Origin of the sequence: Hasllibacter sp. MH4015, from assembly GCF_020177575.1 — a bacterium.
Lineage (GTDB): Bacteria > Pseudomonadota > Alphaproteobacteria > Rhodobacterales > Rhodobacteraceae > Gymnodinialimonas.
The window spans coordinates 1413193-1432005 of record NZ_JAHTBK010000001.1; the positions used below are offsets into that span (position 1 = coordinate 1413193).

19 protein-coding genes are annotated in these 18813 nt (G+C 63.7%); 9 read left to right on the forward strand and 10 right to left on the reverse strand.

Going from position 1 to position 18813, the window contains the following annotated elements; genetic code table 11:
• Window positions 1–7: 7 nt before the first annotated feature.
• On the reverse strand, window positions 8–628 hold the full coding sequence (locus tag KUW62_RS07395) for a YdcF family protein (protein ID WP_224814856.1): 621 nt from the start codon (window positions 626–628) through the stop codon (window positions 8–10).
• Window positions 619–2223 carry a glutamine-hydrolyzing GMP synthase gene (gene guaA / locus KUW62_RS07400; protein ID WP_224814857.1) on the reverse strand — a complete coding sequence of 535 codons (1605 nt, stop codon included), beginning with the start codon at window positions 2221–2223 and terminating at the stop codon, window positions 619–621. The genes KUW62_RS07395 and guaA overlap by 10 nt, the downstream gene beginning before the upstream one ends.
• A gap of 466 nt (window positions 2224–2689) precedes the next feature.
• On the opposite strand from guaA, the gene KUW62_RS07405 reads away from it, so the two are divergent.
• On the forward strand, window positions 2690–4246 hold the full coding sequence (locus KUW62_RS07405; RefSeq protein ID WP_224817063.1) for a trimethylamine methyltransferase family protein: 1557 nt from the start codon (window positions 2690–2692) through the stop codon (window positions 4244–4246).
• A 21-nt stretch (window positions 4247–4267) separates the two neighbouring features.
• Here KUW62_RS07405 and KUW62_RS07410 read toward each other — a convergent pair whose 3' ends face one another.
• Entirely contained in the window at window positions 4268–4510 is a 243-nt protein-coding gene (locus KUW62_RS07410; protein WP_224814858.1) for a DUF6477 family protein, read from the reverse strand.
• 209 nt (window positions 4511–4719) lie between these two features.
• Between KUW62_RS07410 and KUW62_RS07415 the strand changes: the two genes are divergently transcribed.
• The 4 genes from KUW62_RS07415 (at window position 4720) to KUW62_RS07430 (ending at window position 8950) form a co-directional block, all read left to right on the forward strand.
• The gene (locus KUW62_RS07415) at window positions 4720–5874 is read left to right on the forward strand and encodes a DUF6456 domain-containing protein (RefSeq protein WP_224814859.1); all 1155 of its coding nucleotides are present in this window, start codon (window positions 4720–4722) and stop codon (window positions 5872–5874) included.
• Between the two features lie 242 nt (window positions 5875–6116).
• Complete coding sequence (locus tag KUW62_RS07420) at window positions 6117–6383, forward strand: hypothetical protein (RefSeq protein ID WP_224814860.1); 267 nt, start codon at window positions 6117–6119, stop codon at window positions 6381–6383.
• A gap of 136 nt (window positions 6384–6519) precedes the next feature.
• Window positions 6520–7473, forward strand: coding sequence for a lipoyl synthase (gene lipA, locus KUW62_RS07425; protein ID WP_224814861.1), 954 nt, complete (start codon window positions 6520–6522; stop codon window positions 7471–7473).
• A 106-nt stretch (window positions 7474–7579) separates the two neighbouring features.
• Window positions 7580–8950 carry a tetratricopeptide repeat protein gene (locus tag KUW62_RS07430; RefSeq protein ID WP_224814862.1) on the forward strand — a complete coding sequence of 457 codons (1371 nt, stop codon included), beginning with the start codon at window positions 7580–7582 and terminating at the stop codon, window positions 8948–8950.
• A 3-nt stretch (window positions 8951–8953) separates the two neighbouring features.
• On the opposite strand, the gene KUW62_RS07435 is transcribed toward KUW62_RS07430, so the two are convergent.
• From KUW62_RS07435 to hpt, 3 genes are all read right to left on the reverse strand, one after another.
• The gene (locus tag KUW62_RS07435; RefSeq protein ID WP_224814863.1) at window positions 8954–9859 is read right to left on the reverse strand and encodes a cytochrome c; all 906 of its coding nucleotides are present in this window, start codon (window positions 9857–9859) and stop codon (window positions 8954–8956) included.
• A 30-nt stretch (window positions 9860–9889) separates the two neighbouring features.
• Window positions 9890–10369: a cytochrome c gene (locus KUW62_RS07440; protein ID WP_224814864.1), complete on the reverse strand. Its 480-nt coding sequence runs from the start codon at window positions 10367–10369 to the stop codon at window positions 9890–9892.
• Between the two features lie 138 nt (window positions 10370–10507).
• On the reverse strand, window positions 10508–11044 hold the full coding sequence (gene hpt, locus KUW62_RS07445; protein ID WP_224817064.1) for a hypoxanthine phosphoribosyltransferase: 537 nt from the start codon (window positions 11042–11044) through the stop codon (window positions 10508–10510).
• An 84-nt stretch (window positions 11045–11128) separates the two neighbouring features.
• On the opposite strand from hpt, the gene KUW62_RS07450 reads away from it, so the two are divergent.
• Window positions 11129–11590, forward strand: coding sequence for a type II toxin-antitoxin system RatA family toxin (locus KUW62_RS07450; RefSeq protein WP_224814865.1), 462 nt, complete (start codon window positions 11129–11131; stop codon window positions 11588–11590).
• A 69-nt stretch (window positions 11591–11659) separates the two neighbouring features.
• Here KUW62_RS07450 and KUW62_RS07455 read toward each other — a convergent pair whose 3' ends face one another.
• The 4 genes from KUW62_RS07455 to KUW62_RS07470 form a co-directional block, all read right to left on the reverse strand.
• The gene (locus KUW62_RS07455) at window positions 11660–12844 is read right to left on the reverse strand and encodes an ammonium transporter (RefSeq protein ID WP_224814866.1); all 1185 of its coding nucleotides are present in this window, start codon (window positions 12842–12844) and stop codon (window positions 11660–11662) included.
• Between the two features lie 144 nt (window positions 12845–12988).
• Window positions 12989–13465, reverse strand: a complete 477-nt coding sequence (locus KUW62_RS07460) for a CinA family protein (RefSeq protein WP_224814867.1) — start codon at window positions 13463–13465, stop codon at window positions 12989–12991.
• Window positions 13462–13947 carry a phosphatidylglycerophosphatase A gene (locus KUW62_RS07465; protein ID WP_224814868.1) on the reverse strand — a complete coding sequence of 162 codons (486 nt, stop codon included), beginning with the start codon at window positions 13945–13947 and terminating at the stop codon, window positions 13462–13464. The genes KUW62_RS07460 and KUW62_RS07465 overlap by 4 nt, the downstream gene beginning before the upstream one ends.
• Window positions 13944–15089 carry a bifunctional 2-C-methyl-D-erythritol 4-phosphate cytidylyltransferase/2-C-methyl-D-erythritol 2,4-cyclodiphosphate synthase gene (locus KUW62_RS07470; protein ID WP_224814869.1) on the reverse strand — a complete coding sequence of 382 codons (1146 nt, stop codon included), beginning with the start codon at window positions 15087–15089 and terminating at the stop codon, window positions 13944–13946. Before KUW62_RS07470 ends, KUW62_RS07465 begins: the two co-directional genes overlap by 4 nt.
• Before the next feature lie 234 nt (window positions 15090–15323).
• Between KUW62_RS07470 and dusB the strand changes: the two genes are divergently transcribed.
• The 3 genes from dusB (at window position 15324) to KUW62_RS07485 (ending at window position 18813) form a co-directional block, all read left to right on the forward strand.
• Entirely contained in the window at window positions 15324–16256 is a 933-nt protein-coding gene (dusB, locus tag KUW62_RS07475) for a tRNA dihydrouridine synthase DusB (RefSeq protein WP_370632865.1), read from the forward strand.
• Window positions 16253–17323 carry a nitrogen regulation protein NR(II) gene (locus tag KUW62_RS07480; RefSeq protein ID WP_224814870.1) on the forward strand — a complete coding sequence of 357 codons (1071 nt, stop codon included), beginning with the start codon at window positions 16253–16255 and terminating at the stop codon, window positions 17321–17323. Before dusB ends, KUW62_RS07480 begins: the two co-directional genes overlap by 4 nt.
• Window positions 17324–17430: 107 nt before the next feature.
• The gene (locus tag KUW62_RS07485) at window positions 17431–18813 is read left to right on the forward strand and encodes a response regulator (RefSeq protein WP_224814871.1); all 1383 of its coding nucleotides are present in this window, start codon (window positions 17431–17433) and stop codon (window positions 18811–18813) included.

Consider the following 18813-nt stretch of genomic DNA (forward strand, 5'->3'; position numbering starts at 1 on the left):
GGGTACCTCAGATCAACAGGTCGTCGGCGGGTCCAAGGCCCATCGCGATTGCGAAGCGCCACATCCCGTAGCGCGCGGCGTTGAACCAGATCGCGAGGGCTTCCCGGAAGAGCGGACGCGCCCCATCGGATCGCCCCTCGGCGGCGATGACCGTCACCCGGTCATACCCCATAAGGCGGAATGTCAGCCAACTGCGCGGCAGGTGATAGGCGCTGCTGACAAGGAGGACATCCTCCGTCCCGGTCATGATCCGGCTGGAGAACAGCGCGTTTTGAAGGGTGGATCGGCTTTGAGTCTCCACGAGGATCACCTCGGCCGGAACGCCAGATGCCCGGGCGAGGTCCGCCATGGGCTCCGCGGCCTGAACGCCAGTGAACACGATCTGGGGCGCAGCACCCGCCAAGTAGAGTTCCACACACCGTTCCGCCCGCGTGCGGCTGCTGGCAAACAAACGCCCGTCCGACGCACCGCCGCCCAGGCAGATGATCGTATCGGCGGAAACGCCTTGGGGTGCGCTGCGCGGCCATGCCCATTCCACGGCCAGCACCACAAGAAGCGTCACGCAATAGACAATCGCCGCCCCCTGCACGATGCGCCCGATGCGGCGACCGGTATGCCTTACTCCCACTCGATCGTGCCCGGCGGTTTTGACGTGATGTCATAGGTTACGCGGTTGATCCCCGGCACCTCGTTGATGATGCGCGTCGCGGTTTCGCCCAGGAAATCGTGGCTGAACGGGTAATAATCCGCCGTCATACCGTCGACCGATGTCACGGCACGAAGCGCACAGGCATAATCGTAGGTCCGCCCATCGCCCATCACGCCCACGGTGCGCACGGGCAGGATCGCACAGAAGGCCTGCCAAATCTCGTCGTAAAGCCCATGCTTGCGGATTTGGTCGATGTAGACGGCATCCGCCTGCCGCAAAATGTCCAGTTTGGCGCGCGTGATCTCACCGGGGCAGCGGATGGCGAGGCCGGGGCCGGGGAAGGGGTGGCGGGCAATGAAATGGGCGGGCAGGCCCAGTTCGGCACCCAGCGCGCGCACCTCGTCCTTGAAGAGTTCGCGCAAGGGCTCCACCAGTTTCAGGCCCATCTTTTCGGGCAGGCCGCCGACATTGTGATGGCTCTTGATCGTCACCGACGGGCCGCCGGAAAATGAAACGGACTCAATGACATCGGGGTAAAGCGTGCCTTGGGCGAGGTAGGCCGCGCCCTCAATCTGATTGGCGTATTTCTGAAAGACGTCAATGAAAAGCCGCCCGATAATCTTCCGCTTCGTCTCGGGGTCAGAAACCCCTTCCAACTCGCCCAGGAACAACTCCTGCTCTTCGGCGTGGATGACATGCAGGTTCATGTGATCGCGGAACATTTCCACGACCTCTTCACCCTCGTTCAGGCGCAACAATCCGTGGTCGACGAACACGCAGGTGAGCTGATCGCCAATCGCCTCATGCAAGAGCGCGGCTGTCACCGAGGAATCCACGCCGCCGGACAGCGCACAGATGACCTTGGCCGTACCGACCTGCGCGCGGATCGCTTCCACGGCCTGTTCGCGGTACGCCTCCATCGTCCAGTCGCCGGTGAATCCGGCCAGACGCACGAAATTCTCGTAGAGCTTCGCGCCCTTCGGCGTGTGATGAACCTCCGGATGGAATTGCACCGCGTAGAAATGGCGGCTGACATCGGCGGTGATCGCATAGGGCGCATTGGGGGAGGTGCCAAAGACCTCGAAGCCCGGCGCCAGCTTGGCCACGTGATCGCCATGGCTCATCCAGACCTGTTCTCGCCCGTCCTGCTCCGGCGTGCCGAACCAGCCGGTCAGAAGGTCGAGCGCGCCTGTCGGCTCCACGAATGCGCGTCCGAACTCCGCCGTGCCGCCGCCGCCGGAAATCTTGCCGCCATGCACTTCGCCGCCAAGGTCTTGCATCATGACCTGCTGGCCGTAGCAGATCCCCAGGATCGGCACGCCCGCTTGGTATGCGGCTTGCGGGGGCCGGGGCGAGCCGTCCCGAACCACGGAATCCGGACCGCCGGAGAAAATGATCGCCTTGGGTGCGAACGACGAGATGAAGGCATCGTCCACGTTCTGATAGGGGTGGATTTCGCAATAGACGTTCAACTCGCGCAGGCGGCGCGCGATCAATTGCGTGACCTGCGACCCGAAGTCGATGATCAGCAGGCGTTCATGGTTTGCGGGGTCGGGGACGGCGCTGGTGTTCATGGACGTCGATTACGGCGCGGGGCATGGGGGTGCAAGCCCCCTGGGCGCGCGGGCCTAATTGATGGGGGCGAAGGCGCGCGAGGATAGCATCGCCGGGTCGCGCTTTGCGCCCGGCAAGACTTGCGCGATATAAGTGAAATCTGCCAGCTCCACCGCGGTAGGGCCGACTTTCGCCAGTATTCCGGCATTCGGGATCGCGCAGCATCTGGCTTACGGAGACACGCCACCCGCCGTATCCGCCGACCTCGCAACAGGTCCGATCCATATTGGCCGGCCGATCTCGGCCAGATTGTTCAAGCCACAAGGTGCAAGCCTGCCGTTCCGCGGACACCAATCCTTAGCGGCATACCTCACCCCACCCAGCCCCATGTCGCATCCGCCCCACACATGTCGCACACCGGCGATGGCCCTTCGGGCCCACGGGGTAGTGAGAGCCATGAAATTCACGCCGGTGGAGGATGATGTCATGGGCGAAGCGGAAGCAGATACGGGCGGGCGTCGGCGGGCACGGGGCGGCGGCGGCGCCGCGCGCAGGGCCAGCCGCAGTGCTGTTAGCTTTGAAACGGCACGCTTCATCGAGCGCAAGATCCCCAACCTCGACATCCTCCACGATGAGGCGCTTGAGATCATCGAGGCCAACGCCGAAACGGTGCTTGAAGAGATCGGCGTGATGTTCGTCGAAAATCCGGCCGCTTTGCAAAGGTGGCGGGACGCCGGGGCCGATGTGCAGGGCGAGCGGGTGCACATTCCCCGTGGACTGGCCCGGGAGCTGGTGAAAACCGCCCCGTCGAAATTCACCCAGATCGCCCGAAACCGCGCCCGTGATGTGGAGATCGGGGGCAATTCGCTCGTCCTTGCGCCCGTCTATGGCCCGCCTTTCGTCCACGACCTGAAAGGCGGCCGCCGCTACGCCACGATGGCGGATTTCGAGATGTTCGTGAAACTGGGCTACATGTCGCCTTGGCTGCACCATTCCGGCGGGACGGTGTGCGAGCCGACCGACGTCCCTGTCAACAAGCGTCATCTGGACATGCTCTATGCCCATATGTCGCTGAGTGACAAACCCTTCATGGGTTCGGTGACGGAACCGTCGCGGGCCGAGGATTCGATCGAGATGTCGAAGATCCTATTCGGGGCGGACGTGGTGGACGCGAACACGGTGATGACGTCGCTCATCAACATCAATTCTCCACTCACATTCGACGGCGTAATGATGGGCGCGTTGGAACATTACGCGGCTGCCAACCAGGCCTCCATCATCTCTCCGTTCATCGTGGGCGGGGCGATGGCGCCTGTCTCCGTCGTGGGAACCCTGACCCAATGCCTGGCCGAGGGTCTGGCGGGCGTGGCCTATAGCCAGCTCGTCCGTGCGGGCTCGCCTGCGATCCTCGGGGCGATGGTGACGTCGATCGACATGAATTCCGGCGCACCCACGTTCGGCACGCCCGAGACCTCTCAGATCACTTACGGTATGGGGCAATTGACCCGGCGGCTTGGTCTTCCCTACCGATCTGCCGGATCGTTCACCGGATCTAAAATCCCTGACGCGCAGGCAGGGTACGAGACGGCGAATTCGCTGAACATGGGCCTTCTGGCCGGGGTGAACTTCATGCTGCATTCCTGCGGCTGGTTGGAAGGGGGCCTTGCCTCCAGCCCCGAGAAATTCGTGATGGACGCCGACCAGCTTGGCATTCTGCACAGGATGGCCGCGGGCGTTGAGATCGACGAAAACGCGCAAGCCATGGACGCCCTGCGCGAGGTCGGGCCGGGCGGGCACTTCTTGGGCTGTGCGCATACCCAGGCCAATTACCAGACCGCGTTCTGGCGGTCCGGCGTGCTGGATTACAAACCCTACGAGACCTGGTCGGAGGATGGGGCGCGGTCGACCTATGAGCTTGCGGCGCTCAAGGTCGAAAAGATGCTGGCCGATTACCAGCAGCCCCACCTTGACCCGGCGGTGGACGAAGCCCTGCGCGCCTATATCGCCGAGAAGAAATCCGCGATGCCGGACGCCTTCATCTAGGACGCGACCGCCTTGGCCCGGTCAATTCACCGACCGGGCGGCAGCAAGGATCGCGCTCATCACTTGCACGTGGCGCGTCGGGGAATAGCCCATGCCGCCGCCCATCCGGGCCGCGTTCAGCATCTCCTCCTCCGCCAGCAGTTTGCTGACCGGACGGCGCTTGGCGCGCCGATGCGCGTCGCCTGTGTCGCATGCGAGCGTGGCCGCGCGCACCAACAATCCCGGTCGCCGCATCTCGCTGAGTTGTTGTGTCAAATCCGTCATTGCGAAGCCCCTTCGGTATCTGCCTATCGCTCGACAGTCTGACCCGGCCCAAAGGGGTGTTGCGCGAATTACCGCCACTGCGCGCGGTGCTTTGCTGTCTGTTTACGGATTGGAAACAATTTTCGACTTATCCACAGATTTTAACCATTCAGTAATCAATACGGCGGACTTTCGCAGGCGTTCTTTCGCAATCCGTGGGGCCTTGCGCCATGACAAATTCTGCATCAGCCGATCGCGCGGTTTCCGCCGCCGGTGCCCGCCAATTTCCCGGCTGGGTTCCGGAGGAAACGCAGCAATATCTGGCCCATACAGCAGAAGGCCGCTCCTTGAGGGATATTGCGAAAAGCTCCGGTCAGGCGGCCTCGACGATTTCGCGTCGGGTGCGTCTGGTCGAATCCCGGCGAGACGATCCCCTGGTGGATGAGGCACTCAGCAGTCTTGCGCGTTTTAATCAAAGCGTCGCGACAACGGCGCATAAAGATCTCAAGGAGACACGGCAGATGACGGCCCCTATACGAACGCCCCTTCACGACGAAGCGTTGATAACCAGAGAGGCACGGCGCATCCTTCGCCGGTTGTGCGAAACCGGGGCCGTCCTGGCCGTGGCAAAGGACATGGACAAGGCTGTCGTGCTGCGGCAAGGCGCCGATGGGGACCAGACCCGCACGGCGGTCGTGGATCGCCGGGTGGCCCAGGCCTTCGCGATCAAGGATTGGATTTCGTGTACGAAGTCGGGCCGCATCGCGCGTTATGCCATCACGGTGGCCGGAAAGTCGGCTTTGAAACGCCTGTTGGAAGAAGATCGCAAGAAACGCATGGCGAGTGCCGGGTTCGCCGAAGGTCCAAGCGCGTTTCAGGGGCAACACGCGACATGGGGCAAACGCGCGGTGGCGGGCGACGATGGCCGCCGCAAGGTCATGTGCGTGAACCTGTCGGAATCGCCGCTGGCAGGATTGGCGCGGCGTAAGGGCTCGGACGGCAAACCTTTCCTTGGGCCTGAGCTCGTGCAGGCAGGTGAAAGGCTGCGGGAAGATTTCGAACGCGCGCAGATGGGCCCACGTGTCGGCCAGAATTGGGACCGCTTCCTGACCGGTGGCGACCGGGGCGGTTTTCTGACCGACGGGGGACTGGCCGAGGGCCCGCGCGAGGCGCGCAAACGCGTCTCGGACGCATTGGATGATCTTGGGCCGGGACTGGCCGACGTGGTAATGCGCGTCTGCTGCTTTCTGGAGGGGCTGGAATCGGCGGAAAAGCGGCTGGGATGGTCGGCGCGCTCCGGCAAGGTGGTGCTCAAGATCGGGCTGCAACGGCTTCTGGCCCATTACGAGGAACGCTACGGGTTCGTTCCGGCCACATTGGGATGAGATTCGCCTTTACGACGGATGTCGCGGCGGGGAATTGTGGCGGCATCGTGCAAAAGGCGTTGTGTTGGCATCCCTCACATGCGTTAACCCGCTGCTAACGTTGAAAAATGTGTCGGTCGCCCAGGGCTTTGACAATGTCGTTCATATTCTTCGCATCCATCGGTTTACAGGCCGCCTTCCGGTTTGACCAATGCGTTGCGCCCCGGTGCCGTGGCGCGATGTGCAATACAATGGATGCCCAAATGACCCGATCCTCTACCAAGTCCCTTATCCTTCCCGCCGCGCTTGTCGGCCTGTCCCTGCCCGTGGCCGCCCAGGGTGTGCCCGCCAATCCCCAATGTGAAACCGTGATGATGGTGGGGCCGGCCCATTTTTCGGCAGAGGTGCTTGCAGCCTGCCAGCCGTATTTCCAGGCTTTGGCCGACGGGGCGATCGCGACGAATACATTCTCATCGGCTGTCCCGCGCAACGGCGGTCTCAACGTCGTGGCCTCGTCTTCCGGCAACTGAGAATAGGCGAGGGCGCGCGAAACTGCGTCGATCCCAGCGTTGCGTGGGCCGCATGGCGGCTGTGCCATTCCGCCCCCGTGACCTTTTGCGATCAAGGGGTTACATAGGGCCGATGCAAGACGCCGGAGCCTTCGCCATGCGCGACCTGAAAATCCCCGAGCAGCGCCACCCCGAAAAGGCGCGCCGCCCCGACAATCCGCAACCCAAAAAGCCGAGCTGGATCCGGGTGAAGGCCCCCGTGGGCGAGGGGTACAAGGCCACCGCACGTATCATGCGCGACCACAAGCTCACGACGGTGTGCGAAGAAGCGGGCTGCCCCAACGTGGGTGAATGCTGGTCCCAGGGCCACGCCACCATGATGATCATGGGGGAGGTCTGCACGCGGGCCTGCACATTTTGCAACATTGCAACCGGCAAGCCGCCGGAACCGCTTGATGTGTTCGAGCCGGGCCGGGTGGCGGATGCCGTCCAGAAGCTTGGCCTGAACCATGTCGTCGTCACCTCCGTCGACCGGGATGACGTGTCCGATGGCGGGGCGGAGCATTTCGCACAGACCATCCGCGCCATCCGCCACCGCGCGCCCGAGACGACGATCGAGATCCTGACCCCCGATTTCATCAAGTCCACGCCCGACGCCTTGCAGATCGTCGTGGATGCCAAGCCCGACGTGTTCAACCACAACCTTGAAACGGTGCCCGGCCTCTATCCCGAAGTGCGTCCCGGCGCGCGGTATTTCCATTCCCTTCGCCTGCTCCAGCGGGTGAAGGAGATGGATCCGACCATCTTCACCAAATCCGGTATCATGGTGGGGTTGGGAGAAGACAAGCAGGCGGTCCATCAGGTGATGGACGACATGCGTGCGGCGGATATCGACTTCCTGACCATCGGCCAATACCTGCAACCCACGCCCAAGCACCACGCCGTGGACCGCTTCGTCACACCCGAGGAATTCGCCGGTTACGAGAAGGCCGCATGGGGCAAGGGCTTTCTGATGGTCTCGGCCACGCCGCTCACCCGCTCGTCCTACCACGCGGGCGACGATTTCGCGCGGTTGCGGGAGAACCGGCTAGCGAAACTCGCGGGTCAATAGGTCTTACCAACTTGTGAATTACCGGAAATCCGCACTTCGCGGATCGGAAAAGTCGGGCTAGGTTCGAGAAAAAGAAACCTCTCTGCCCCTTTCGAAAGGTAATTATATGACACGTTCCCCTTCTTTTCTTCTTGCTGCCGGTCTCGCCTTCGGGCTTGCGATGCCGCTGGCGGCGCAATCATTCAACGAGGCACTTGACGCCTATGACGCCGGCAATTTGTCGCTGGCAGGCCAGATCGTCCAACCGCTGGCCGAGGCCGGTGATGCACGGGCGATGAACCTTTTCGCCAATATTCTCGATGACGGGGCGGAAGGCTTCCCCCGCGACCCGGCGCTTGCGTTCGACTATTACACGCGCGCTGCGGCTGGTGGATCGTCCGCCGCCCAGAACAATCTTGGCCGCGTCTATCACCTTGGTCGCCTTGGCCAGGCCGTCGATGCCGAGCGGGCGGAGCAGCTCTACCTCCAGGCCATTGCCGGGGGCAGCCAGTTCGCCCAGAACAACTACGCCCTGATGCAGGAAGAAGGTCTGCTGGGTCCGCAGGACTGGCCGGCCATCGTATCGCTCTACCAGGCAGCTGCGGATCGGAACGAGCCCAATGCCGCCGCGAACCTCGCCAACCTCTACCTGAACGGTGGCCCCGGGTTTCAGACCGATCCCGTGATCGCCCGCCAATGGGGCGAACGCGCCGTGCTGGTGGAGAATACACGCGGAATGCGCATCCTCGGCTACATGCTGGAACTTGGCATCGGCGGTGATCACGACGTGGCCCGCGCGGTGGAGCTGTACCAGACCGCCTACAACATGGGTGACGCCTCCGCCGCCAACGACCTTGGCCTGCTGCTGGAATACGGCGCGCCGGGCGTGGAGCCGAGCAATCCGCAGGCCGCCGCCTGGTACGAGGTCGCCATTCAGGGCGGCTCCGTCGGCGGGCACATGAACATGGCCGGCCTGTTGAATGACGGCGACCCGGATGTGCCCGATGATGGCGCGCGCGCGCGCGCACTTTACGAATACGCCCATGCGGAAGGAAACCTGCGCGGGACGGTCAACCTGTCCTACCTCTACTGGGACGGCGTCGGCGGTCCGGTCGATTTCGGACGCGCGCGGGAGCTTCTGACCGATGCTTCGAACCGGGGCGATCTGGGCGCGATGAACGATCTGGCCGTGATGAACGAACGCGGGCTTGGCGCACCGGTCAACGTGCCGGCCGCCGCAGACCTCTACCTGCGTGCGGCACAGGGTGGTCACACGCTGGGGGCGCAGAACCTCGCCTACATCCTGACCGATGCAAGCAACCAGCCGGTGAACCCGGTCGAGGGCCTGGCGTGGTGTCACTTCGCGTCCGAGCGGGAGGATGATGCCGAAACCCAGGCCGAATATCGCCAGAACTGCGCCGATATCGGTGTGAACATGAGCGATGCAGACCGCAGCGCCGCGGTGGCCCGGTCCGCCCAATTGCTTCAGCAGTTTTGAGGTCTAATCGTCCCCGGCGCGGCCTGCGTCGGGGACGATCCCAAGATAGGCCGCCACGGCGGCCCGATCCGATGCGGCCAGGTTCGAGAAATTGTCGATCACCGAGCGCATGTGCCCGCCCGCCGTATCGAAATCCGGCGTGAAGCCATCGTTGAGATAGGCCGCGATCTCATCCTCCGACCATGTCAGTTCATCCGGGGTCAACGCCGGGATCGTCCCCGGCCCGGTCAGCGACGGCGCACCGTGGAGCCATCGCTCCCGATCCACGGCCCCCAGCGGCCCGCGCGGCGTATGGCATTCCCCGCAATGGGCCAACGCCTCGGAGAGATAGCGACCACGGGCCTCCTCTTCCGACAAATCACCGGTCACGGCGAAATCGTCGTGCAGGTAAAGGACGTTCCACAATCCGACCGCCCGACGGATGGAGAACGGAAAGCCGACCTCGTGGGCGAGGGAGGGCGCGTCACTCGCCGGAAGCGTGATCATGAAAGCATGGAGGTCCGCCAGATCCTGTCGATCGGCAAGGCGGTAAGCGGTGTACGGGAAGGCGGGGTAGTAATGCTCGCCCTCGGGGCTGATGCCGTTTTGCAGGGCGGTCAGGAATTCGGCGAGGGTCCAGTCGCCGATCCCGTGTTCCGGATGGGGAGAGATGTTGGGCGCGCGGAACATCCCGAAATCGCTTGGGAAGGCCTGACCACCGCCCAGGACAAGGCGCGCGTCACCGCTTGCGTCCTCCGCTGCATGGCACGACGCACAGCCCCCGGCCCAGAAGATCGCCTCCCCGGCCGTGGCGTCCCCGCTCAGCCCAGCAACTTCGGCGTCGCTGATTGTCCGGGGGCGCGTCACCAGCCACGCCACCCCCGCGCCCACAAGCGCGAGGAGGAGGATGAGGCGCAGCAGGCCTTTCATCTTCGGGGGACCGGGCCCATGGGTGCAGGCTCAGCGCTCTTCCTGGAAGCTCTCATGGCAATCGCCACACACCGCCCCCAACGGGCCGATGGCCGCGCGCATCGCATCAAGCCCCTGGCCGGCGGCGGCGGATAGTCCCTCGGCAGCGGGACCGTAACGCATGGCAATCTCCATCAGAGAGGCCTGATCTTCCCAGATCGCGGGCAGGGCGCGGGTGCCTTCAATGGATTCGCTATCCGTCCCTTCGGGCCAATAGAAGCGCTGATTGACGGCGCCCATCGTAACCAAATTGTCTGCCGCGGCCTGCGCGATGTCGGCATCGTATTCCGTATTGCCACGCGCCATGTTGCCAAGAATGCCGAGGTTCAGGCTCATCACCTGCATATGACCCTGGCGCGCCGCAACGGCCGGGTTCGCCCCGTGGCCTTCGGCGTTCGCTGTCAGGGCGAGGGCGGATATTGCAATCGCACCTGTGAGCGCGATCGTGGTGATGGATTTGGGCAGGGACATGGCACATTCTCCGGGCGTTGGGCTGGACGTGGTCGTCACACTCCGATGGTACGGGGCAATGACGCCACGTCAACTCAACTCACGGTGCGCGGTTGCAGGGGCGGGTGTTCGCCATGTCACAGCGCGGGCGCGGGCGGCTCAGCCCATGCGCACCTTGCCGATGAAGGGGAGGTTTCGATTTCGTTGTGCGTAATCAATGCCGTAGCCCACGACGAATTCGTCGGGGATTTCGAAGCCGATCCAATCGGCTTCAATGTCGACTTCCCGCCTGATCTTCTTGTTGAGCAGCGCAATGGTCTTCAGCCGGTTCGGTTTCCGCTGATTGAGAAGGCCGACCACATGGGTCAACGTGTGGCCGGTATCGACGATATCCTCAACCACCAGCACGTCGCGGCCCTGGATCTCGCCACGCAGATCCTTGAGAATGCGCACCTCGCGGGAGCTTTCCATTTCATTGCCATAGCTGGACGCTTCAAGGAAATCGACTTCCACCGGCAGGTCAATCTCTCTCACCAGGTCGGCGATGAACACGAAGGACCCACGCAACAGACCGACCACGACCAGCTTGTCCGTACCCGCGAATGCCGCTTCGATCTCGCGCGCCAGCGCCTCGATCCGGGCAGCGATGCTCTTGGCCGAGATCATCTGATCCACGGTGTAACCCAACTGCGCCATATCGCCCCCAAGCCGTTCAGGCACCTTGAAAAGTTCCTGTCGTTTTATGACATGGAGTGAAAAGGGAAAAGGCGAAAGGCCAAGATGCCAACCCATTCAGAGACCCGCGTGCTGCCCTACACGGCCGAGCAGATGTACGATCTTGTGGCAGATGTGGAGAAATATCCCGATTTCATTCCCTGGACCATCGCCACGCGCATCCGATCGGTCGAGGACAAAGGCGACCACCGTCTGATGCTGGCCGATATGGTGGTGGGTTTCCGGATGTTCCGAGAAAAGTTCCTCAGCCGCGTGGTCTTGAAGGACGCGGCCCGCAAGATCGACACTGAATATGTCGACGGGCCGTTCAAGCACCTGGTGTCGAATTGGGTGTTCGAGGAGGCGGAGCAGGGGTGCCGCGTCCATTTCCATGTCGATTTCGAGTTCAAGAACCGCCTGCTGCAAGGGGCGGCGGGCCTGTTCTTCATGGATGCCATGCAGCGGATCGTCCGGGCCTATGAGGCGCGCGCGGAGGCGCTTTACGGGGCAGGGGCGGCAACCGCCTGACAAATTGGCATGATCCGGGATTAACGCCCGACCGGATGGGCCGGGCGTTACGCTCGTGAAGGAAGGAGACTACGAGCTCATATCGTAGGCCCGCTCGCCATGAACGCTGAGGTCGAGGCCATTGACCTCCGTCTCCTCATCCACGCGCAGGGGCGTAATCAGGCCAACAAGCCGTGCGATCACGAAGGTCAACACGATCGTGTAGACGCCCACGATGGCCAGCCCGCCGAACTGCGCCACCGCGCTTACGTCGCTTGCGAAGAACAGGATCATGATCGTTCCGAAAATGCCGCCGACGCCGTGGACGGCGAAGACATCGAGCGTGTCGTCGATGCGCGCCTTGTTGCGGATCAGGGTCACGGCTTCCTGACAGAGGATACCGGCGACCGAGCCGATGATCAGCGCCGCGACGGGGCCAACGAAGCCGCTTGCCGGCGTGATGGAGGCCAGGCCCGCAATCGTACCCGTCACGACACCGACAAGGGAAACCTTGCCGTATTTCACCCGCTCCCACAGGCCCCAGCTGAGCGAGGCGGCCGCCGCAGAGATATGGGTGACGGTCAGCGCCATCGCCGCCCCGCCATCGGCGGCCAGCTGCGAGCCGCCGTTGAAGCCGAACCAGCCCACCCACAGCATCGCGGCCCCGATCATCACCATGCCCGGATTGTGCGGCGGGGTCGTGTTGTTCTTGCGCGCCCCCAGCATCACAGCAAGCACCAGCGCCGCCAGACCGGCGGTTTCATGGACGACGATGCCGCCGGCGAAATCGCGGACCCCGATCTCTCCCAATATCCCGCCATCGGACAGCATTCCGCCACCCCAGATCCAATGCACGACCGGCGCGTAGACGACGAGCATCCAGATCGCGGAAAACAGAAGCACGAAGCCAAAGCCGATCCGCTCCACATAGGCGCCGACGATCAGGGCGGGCGTGATGATCGCGAAGGTCATCTGGAAAGCGAAGAACAGCACCTCGGGCAGGGTGCCGAACACGGTGTCGGTGTCCACACCGGTCAGAAAGGCGCGATCCAACCCGCCCCAATAGCCGCTTTCGCCCGGACCGAAGGCGATGGAATAGCCAACGGCAAGCCACAGAAGGCTCATCAGGCAGGCGATCGCATAGACATGCATGAACACGCTCAACACGTTGCGTGACCGCACGAGCCCCCCGTAAAACAACGCCAAACCCGGCAATGACATGAACAGGACCAGTGCCGTTGCGACGATGATCCAGGCTGTGTCGGCTCCAACCATGATGGTCTCCCTTCCCTCGTTTTCCGCCTCAAAGCCGGATCGAGGTGCCACTTGAAGAGGCAGGAACGGGATTTGCCGCTGAAACCTTGGGCAGATTCAAATCTGCTTGAAAAATGTGCGGGTGGCGGGCGGGTTTGCCTGATTTCAGGGCGTATTCGGATTGGCGGCGTTCAGGACAAGCGACAGTGCATGATCCACCGTCCTGCGACGCACCTCAGCGCGGCCCACGGCACCGAATTCCACGGTCTCGGTGAAGGTATTGCCCGCGACGCACAGGCCGAAGCACACCCGACCCTCGGGCTTGTGCTCGGACCCGCCTGGGCCCGCGATACCGGTGACGGAGACCGCGACATTGGCATGGGCCAGCGTCATCGCACCGACGGCCATCGCGGCGGCGACGTCTTCCGACACCGCGCCGTGTTCTGCGATCAGGTCGGGGGGGACTCCCAACATCTCCGTCTTGGCGGCGTTGGAATAGGTGACAAAGCCCCGGTCGAATACGTCGGAGGAGCCTGCCACATCCGTCAAGGCCGCCGCGATCATGCCGCCGGTGCAACTCTCTGCCGTGGCCAGCCACCAGCCCCGCGCGCGCAAGGCGTCCAGAACATCGGCCGCGCTCATAGAAACACCAAATGGCCAAGAACGGCGGCGAGGGCCACGACCATGGCTGCAAGCCAGCCCGCGATGACGTCATCGGCCATGATGCCAAACGCGCCGTGTTGCCGGTCGGCCCATCCCACGGGCCCGGGCTTCAGGATGTCGAATGCGCGAAAGGCCACGAAGGCGACGATCAGGCCAGGATAGAGCGCCAGGATGTCCGAACCGGTGAGCTGCGCGCCAAGGGAGACGGGCCAAAGGGCAATCCATTGCCCCGCGACCTCGTCGATCACGAATTCCGAAGGGTCGTCCTCCGACGTGCCGACCTCCTGCGCGATGGCCCAATAGCCCAACGCTGTCACGCCGAGGGTGGCGATGAAAAGCAGGGCGAAGCCCCCGGCCATGTGGAGCAGGAATGCCAGAACAAGCCCCGCCAGACTGCCCCAGGTGCCGGGCGCAGGGCGCAGCAGGCCGACGCCGCCGAAGGTCGCAATCAGACGCGTCATGTCTTGACCAACGTCACATTGGCCAAAGCCGCGATGCCTTCCTCCCGGCCCGTGAAGCCAAGGCGTTCGCTGGTCGTGGCCTTCACGGAAACGCGGGCCACGTCGACGCGAAGCAGATCGGCGAGCCTCTCGCGCATCTGTGCCGCGACCGGCCCGATCTTGGGCTGCTCGCAGATCAATGTCAGGTCGGCGTGCGTGATTGAAAATCCCCGCTCGGCCACAAGATCCACGGCATGGGTCAGGAAAATATGGCTTTCCGCGCCTTTCCATTTCGGGTCGGTTGGCGGGAAGTGGGTGCCGATATCCCCCTCCGCCAATGCGCCATAGATGGCGTCCGTGACCGTGTGCAGGCCTACATCCGCATCCGAATGGCCCTGTAGCCCGCGGGTATGGGGAACGGCCACGCCACAGAGCATCACGTGGTCGCCGGGGCCAAAGCGATGCACGTCAAATCCGTTGCCGACACGAATATCCATCTTGTCCCCTCTTAACAGCGCCTGCGCCCGCGCGAAATCCTCGGGTCCGGTGATCTTCAGGTTGGCTTCGTCCCCGGGTACGATCGCCACCTCGATCCCCGCTGCGCGCGCCACCTCCACGTCATCGGCGGGCGCGCCCTTGAACGCATCGTGGGCCGCGATGATCGCAGCCGTCCCAAAGCCCTGCGGCGTCTGTGCACGCCAAAGCCCGCCGCGATCCTGCGTGCCTTCCACGATCTCTGAGCCGCGCCAAAGCGCGTCTGTCACGGCGAGGGCAGGGGCCGCGGCCCCGTGGCGGCGCACGCCGTCGATCACGGCGGAGATTACCTCAGGCGAAACACAGGGCCGGGCCACATCATGGATCAGGACGATCCCCTCCGGACATGCCGCCAGACCGGCCCTGACCGATGCCGCGCGATCCGCCCCACCATGGACGACGCGCAGGGTGCTCGGCAGCTCCAGACCGTCCAGACGACTTGCATCATCGGGGTGGATAACCAGCACCACACCAATCCCGGCCGGATGCGCCGTGAATTGCGAAACGGTCCATTCCACGACGCTGCGTCCCGCTATCGCGCGCCACTGCTTTGGCACGTCCCCACCGGCGCGTGTGCCGCGTCCGGCGGCCACGATCACGGCGGTCAGATTTTCGGGGCGCTGATCCATGGGTTTCGTGATATGCGAGGCTCATTCCACGCACAATCCGATATGCATCTGGTGTTTTTTGCGGCGCAACGCCTAATTATTGTGCGAACGCACTTTTCCGTGCAAATAGAGGACGCCACCACTTTGTCTTCCGTCTATCGCCCCCCTATCGAAGGGGGCAACGCACAAGGATTAAGCGCCCTGTCTCTTTCGCTCGCGGATATCAAGCTGGACCCACCCGTCTTGCTGGCCCCCATGGCCGGGATCACCGATTTGCCGTTCCGTAGGTTGGTCAGCCGGTTCGGGGCAGGGCTGGTCGTGTCGGAGATGGTGGCAAGCCAGGAGATGGTGGAGGCCAAGCCCTCCGTCCGGGCGCGGGCGGAACTGGGATTCGGAGAGCAGGCGACGGCGGTGCAGCTGGCCGGGCGGGAAGCCCACTGGATGGCGGAAGCCGCGCGGATCGCCGAGGGGCAGGGCGCGCGGATCATTGATATCAACATGGGGTGTCCGGCCAAGAAGGTGGTGGGCGGTATGTCGGGCTCCGCCCTAATGCGCGACCTGGACCACGCCCTGCGCCTGATCGAAGCGGTCGTGGGGGCCGTCACCGTGCCGGTGACACTCAAGACGCGGCTTGGGTGGGACGACGACACACTGAACGCCGCTGATCTGGCCCGCCGGGCGGAGGATGCGGGGATCGCGATGATCACCATCCATGGCCGTACGAGATGTCAGTTCTACAACGGTCACGCCGATTGGTCCGCGATCCGTGACGTGAAAGATGCCGTGGGCATCCCCGTCATCGCCAATGGTGATGTCACCGACGCGCCCGCCGCGGCCCAGGCGTTGAGATGTTCCGGTGCCGATGGCGTCATGGTCGGACGCGGCATTCAGGGACAACCGTGGCTGTTGGCGGAGATCGGGGCGGCCCTGTTCGGCGCGCCCGCGCCCGATGTCCCGCGTGGTGACGCGCTTGCGGACATGGTGATCGGACATTATCGCGACATGCTCGACTTCTATGGCCGGGACCTTGGCCTGCGCGTCGCGCGGAAACATCTGGGGTGGTACATGGATGGCGCGCGCTCACCCGCCTCCCTGCGCAAGCGCCTGCTGACCACAAAGGCGCCCCAAGACGTGATCGCGGCCCTGCCGGAGGCTTTGGCCCACGCGCCCGAACGGGTGGCGGCATGACGCAATGGACGAATGCGCTTTGGGCATCCTTGCCGATCCCGGCGCTGATCCTCGACGCCGAAGATCGCATTCGCGACGTTAATCCGGCGGCGGAGACATTCCTGAACGCGTCGATGAAATCCCTGGACGGCCATCCGGTCTGGGACAAGATTTTCGTTGATGCGCCGCTGGAAGACAGTTTCGCGCGGGTCCGCTCCGCCCAAGCGCCGCTTTTCGTCAATGCCGTCGATGTCGGCACGGGCAGCCGCAAGCCCGTGGCCTGTGACGTGCAGATCGCGGGGCTGGCGGACAAGCCCGACCATGTCCTTGTGCTTCTGGAAAACCGCGAATTGGTGGGGCGCATGGACCGCGCCATGTCGTCCAAATCTGCCGCGAAATCCGCCATCGGCATGGCCGAGATGCTCGCCCACGAGATCAAGAATCCGCTTGCCGGCATCACCGGCGCGGCGCAGCTGATCTCCATGAATGCCAGCGCGGAGGATCGGGAACTGACCGACCTGATCGTGGAGGAAACGCGCCGCGTTCTGAAGCTGTTGGAGCAGGTGGAGGATTTCGGCAATGTCCGCCCGCCCGATCGCCGTGCCGTCAATATCCACGACGTGCTCGACCGGGCCCGGAAATCCGCGGCCCTTGGTTTTGCGGCCCATATGGTGATCGAGGACGATTATGACCCGTCACTTCCGGCCACCTGGGCCGATCCGGACCAGATCCTGCAAGTGATCCTGAACCTCCTCAAGAACGCGGCGGAGGCGGGAAGTGAAGGCGGCACGATCCGCTTGCGCACGTTCTATGAGCTTGGCCTGAAGGTGCGTCGCCGCGACGGGTCGGGCGGTTCGGTTCCCCTCCAGATCGAGGTGATTGACGACGGTCCGGGCATCCCGCCCGATATCGCGGGGGACGTGTTCGAGCCATTCGTGTCGGGGCGGGAAAACGGCACCGGCCTTGGCCTTGCCCTGATCGCGAAGATCGTGGCCGATCACGAGGGCTGGATTTCCGTCGACAGCGTGCCGGGGCACACCGTGTTCCGCATCTCCCTTCCGACCGCGCCCAAGGATGCCACGCCATGATCGCCCGCGAATCGGCACGCGTCCCAATTAGCGCAACTGGCCCCGCAGACGTCCCGCCACCGGACCTATCGCGCCCCTCCGGGCCCCACGTGAAAGGCTACTGATCCATGGACGGCACCGTACTTGTCGCCGATGACGACCGCACGATCCGCACCGTGCTGACCCAGGCGCTCACGCGCGCGGGCTGCAAGGTTCACGCAACGTCCAGCCTGATGACGCTGATGCGGTGGGTGGAAGAAGGGAAGGGCGATCTTGTGATCTCGGACGTCGTCATGCCCGATGGCAACGGGTTGGAGACCTTGCCGAAGATCACGGAGCGCCGACCCGGCCTTCCGGTCATCATCATATCGGCCCAGAACACGATCATGACGGCCATTCAGGCGACGGAGAAAGACGCTTACGATTACCTGCCCAAACCCTTCGACCTGCCGGATTTGATGAAACGGGCATCGCGGGCCTTGCAGGAAAAACGCCGGGTGGCGGCGCCTGCAAGATCGACGCCGGACATGCAATTGCCCGGCGAGGGCGAGGATCTGCCGCTGGTGGGCCGCACACCGCTGATGCAGGCGCTCTACCGGCTTGTGGCACGGGTGATGAACACGGATTTGACGGTCCTCATCACCGGCGAAAGCGGGACTGGCAAATCCCTTATCGCACGGGCGATCCACGATTTTTCCGACCGGCGCACCTTGCCGTTCGTCGTGGCCTCTGCCGCCGATCTTGACGGAGCCGACGGGCCTTCGACGATGCTGAACCGGGCCAAGGGCGGCTCGATCCTGTTCGACGAAGTCGGTGATCTGGGCGAGGAGGCGCAGGCCAAGATCGTGCGAATGCTCGACGCCATGCCCGACAATGCGCCTCGCATCATGGCGACGTCCCAAAAGGATCTGATGGACAAGATGGAGGCGGGGCAGTTCCGGCAGGACCTGTTCTACCGCTTGGGTGGTGTCGGCGTGGCGGTGCCGTCCTTGCGGGAGCGGGTAGAGGACATTCCCCTTCTTGCCACCCATTTCCTCGCGCGCGCCGAACGGGATGGGGCACCCGCCCGCAGGTTCTCGGACGAGGCGGCGGAGTTGATCCGCGCCTATTCCTGGCCCGGAAATGTGCGGCAATTGGAGAACACTGTGCGCCGTCTGACCGTTACGGGGCAAACCGAGGAAATCACCCGTGCGGAGGTCGAAGCCGTTCTCGGCAGCCAGCCTGCCATCGAGCCGCTGATCGCGGGCGGCGGGGAGGGGGACAAGCTTTCCGCCAGCGTTGCCAAGCACTTGCGTCGTTACTTCGATCTCCACGGGGGTGTTTTGCCGGCCCCGGGCCTCTACACCCGCATCTTGCGGGAGGTAGAGATGCCTTTGATCGAGATCGCGCTGGACGCGACGGGCGGCAATCAGGCCAAATGTGCCGACCTTCTGGGCATCAACCGCAATACCTTGAGAAAAAAGATCACCGATCTGGATATTCGCGTGACACGACGCCGCAAATTGATGTAA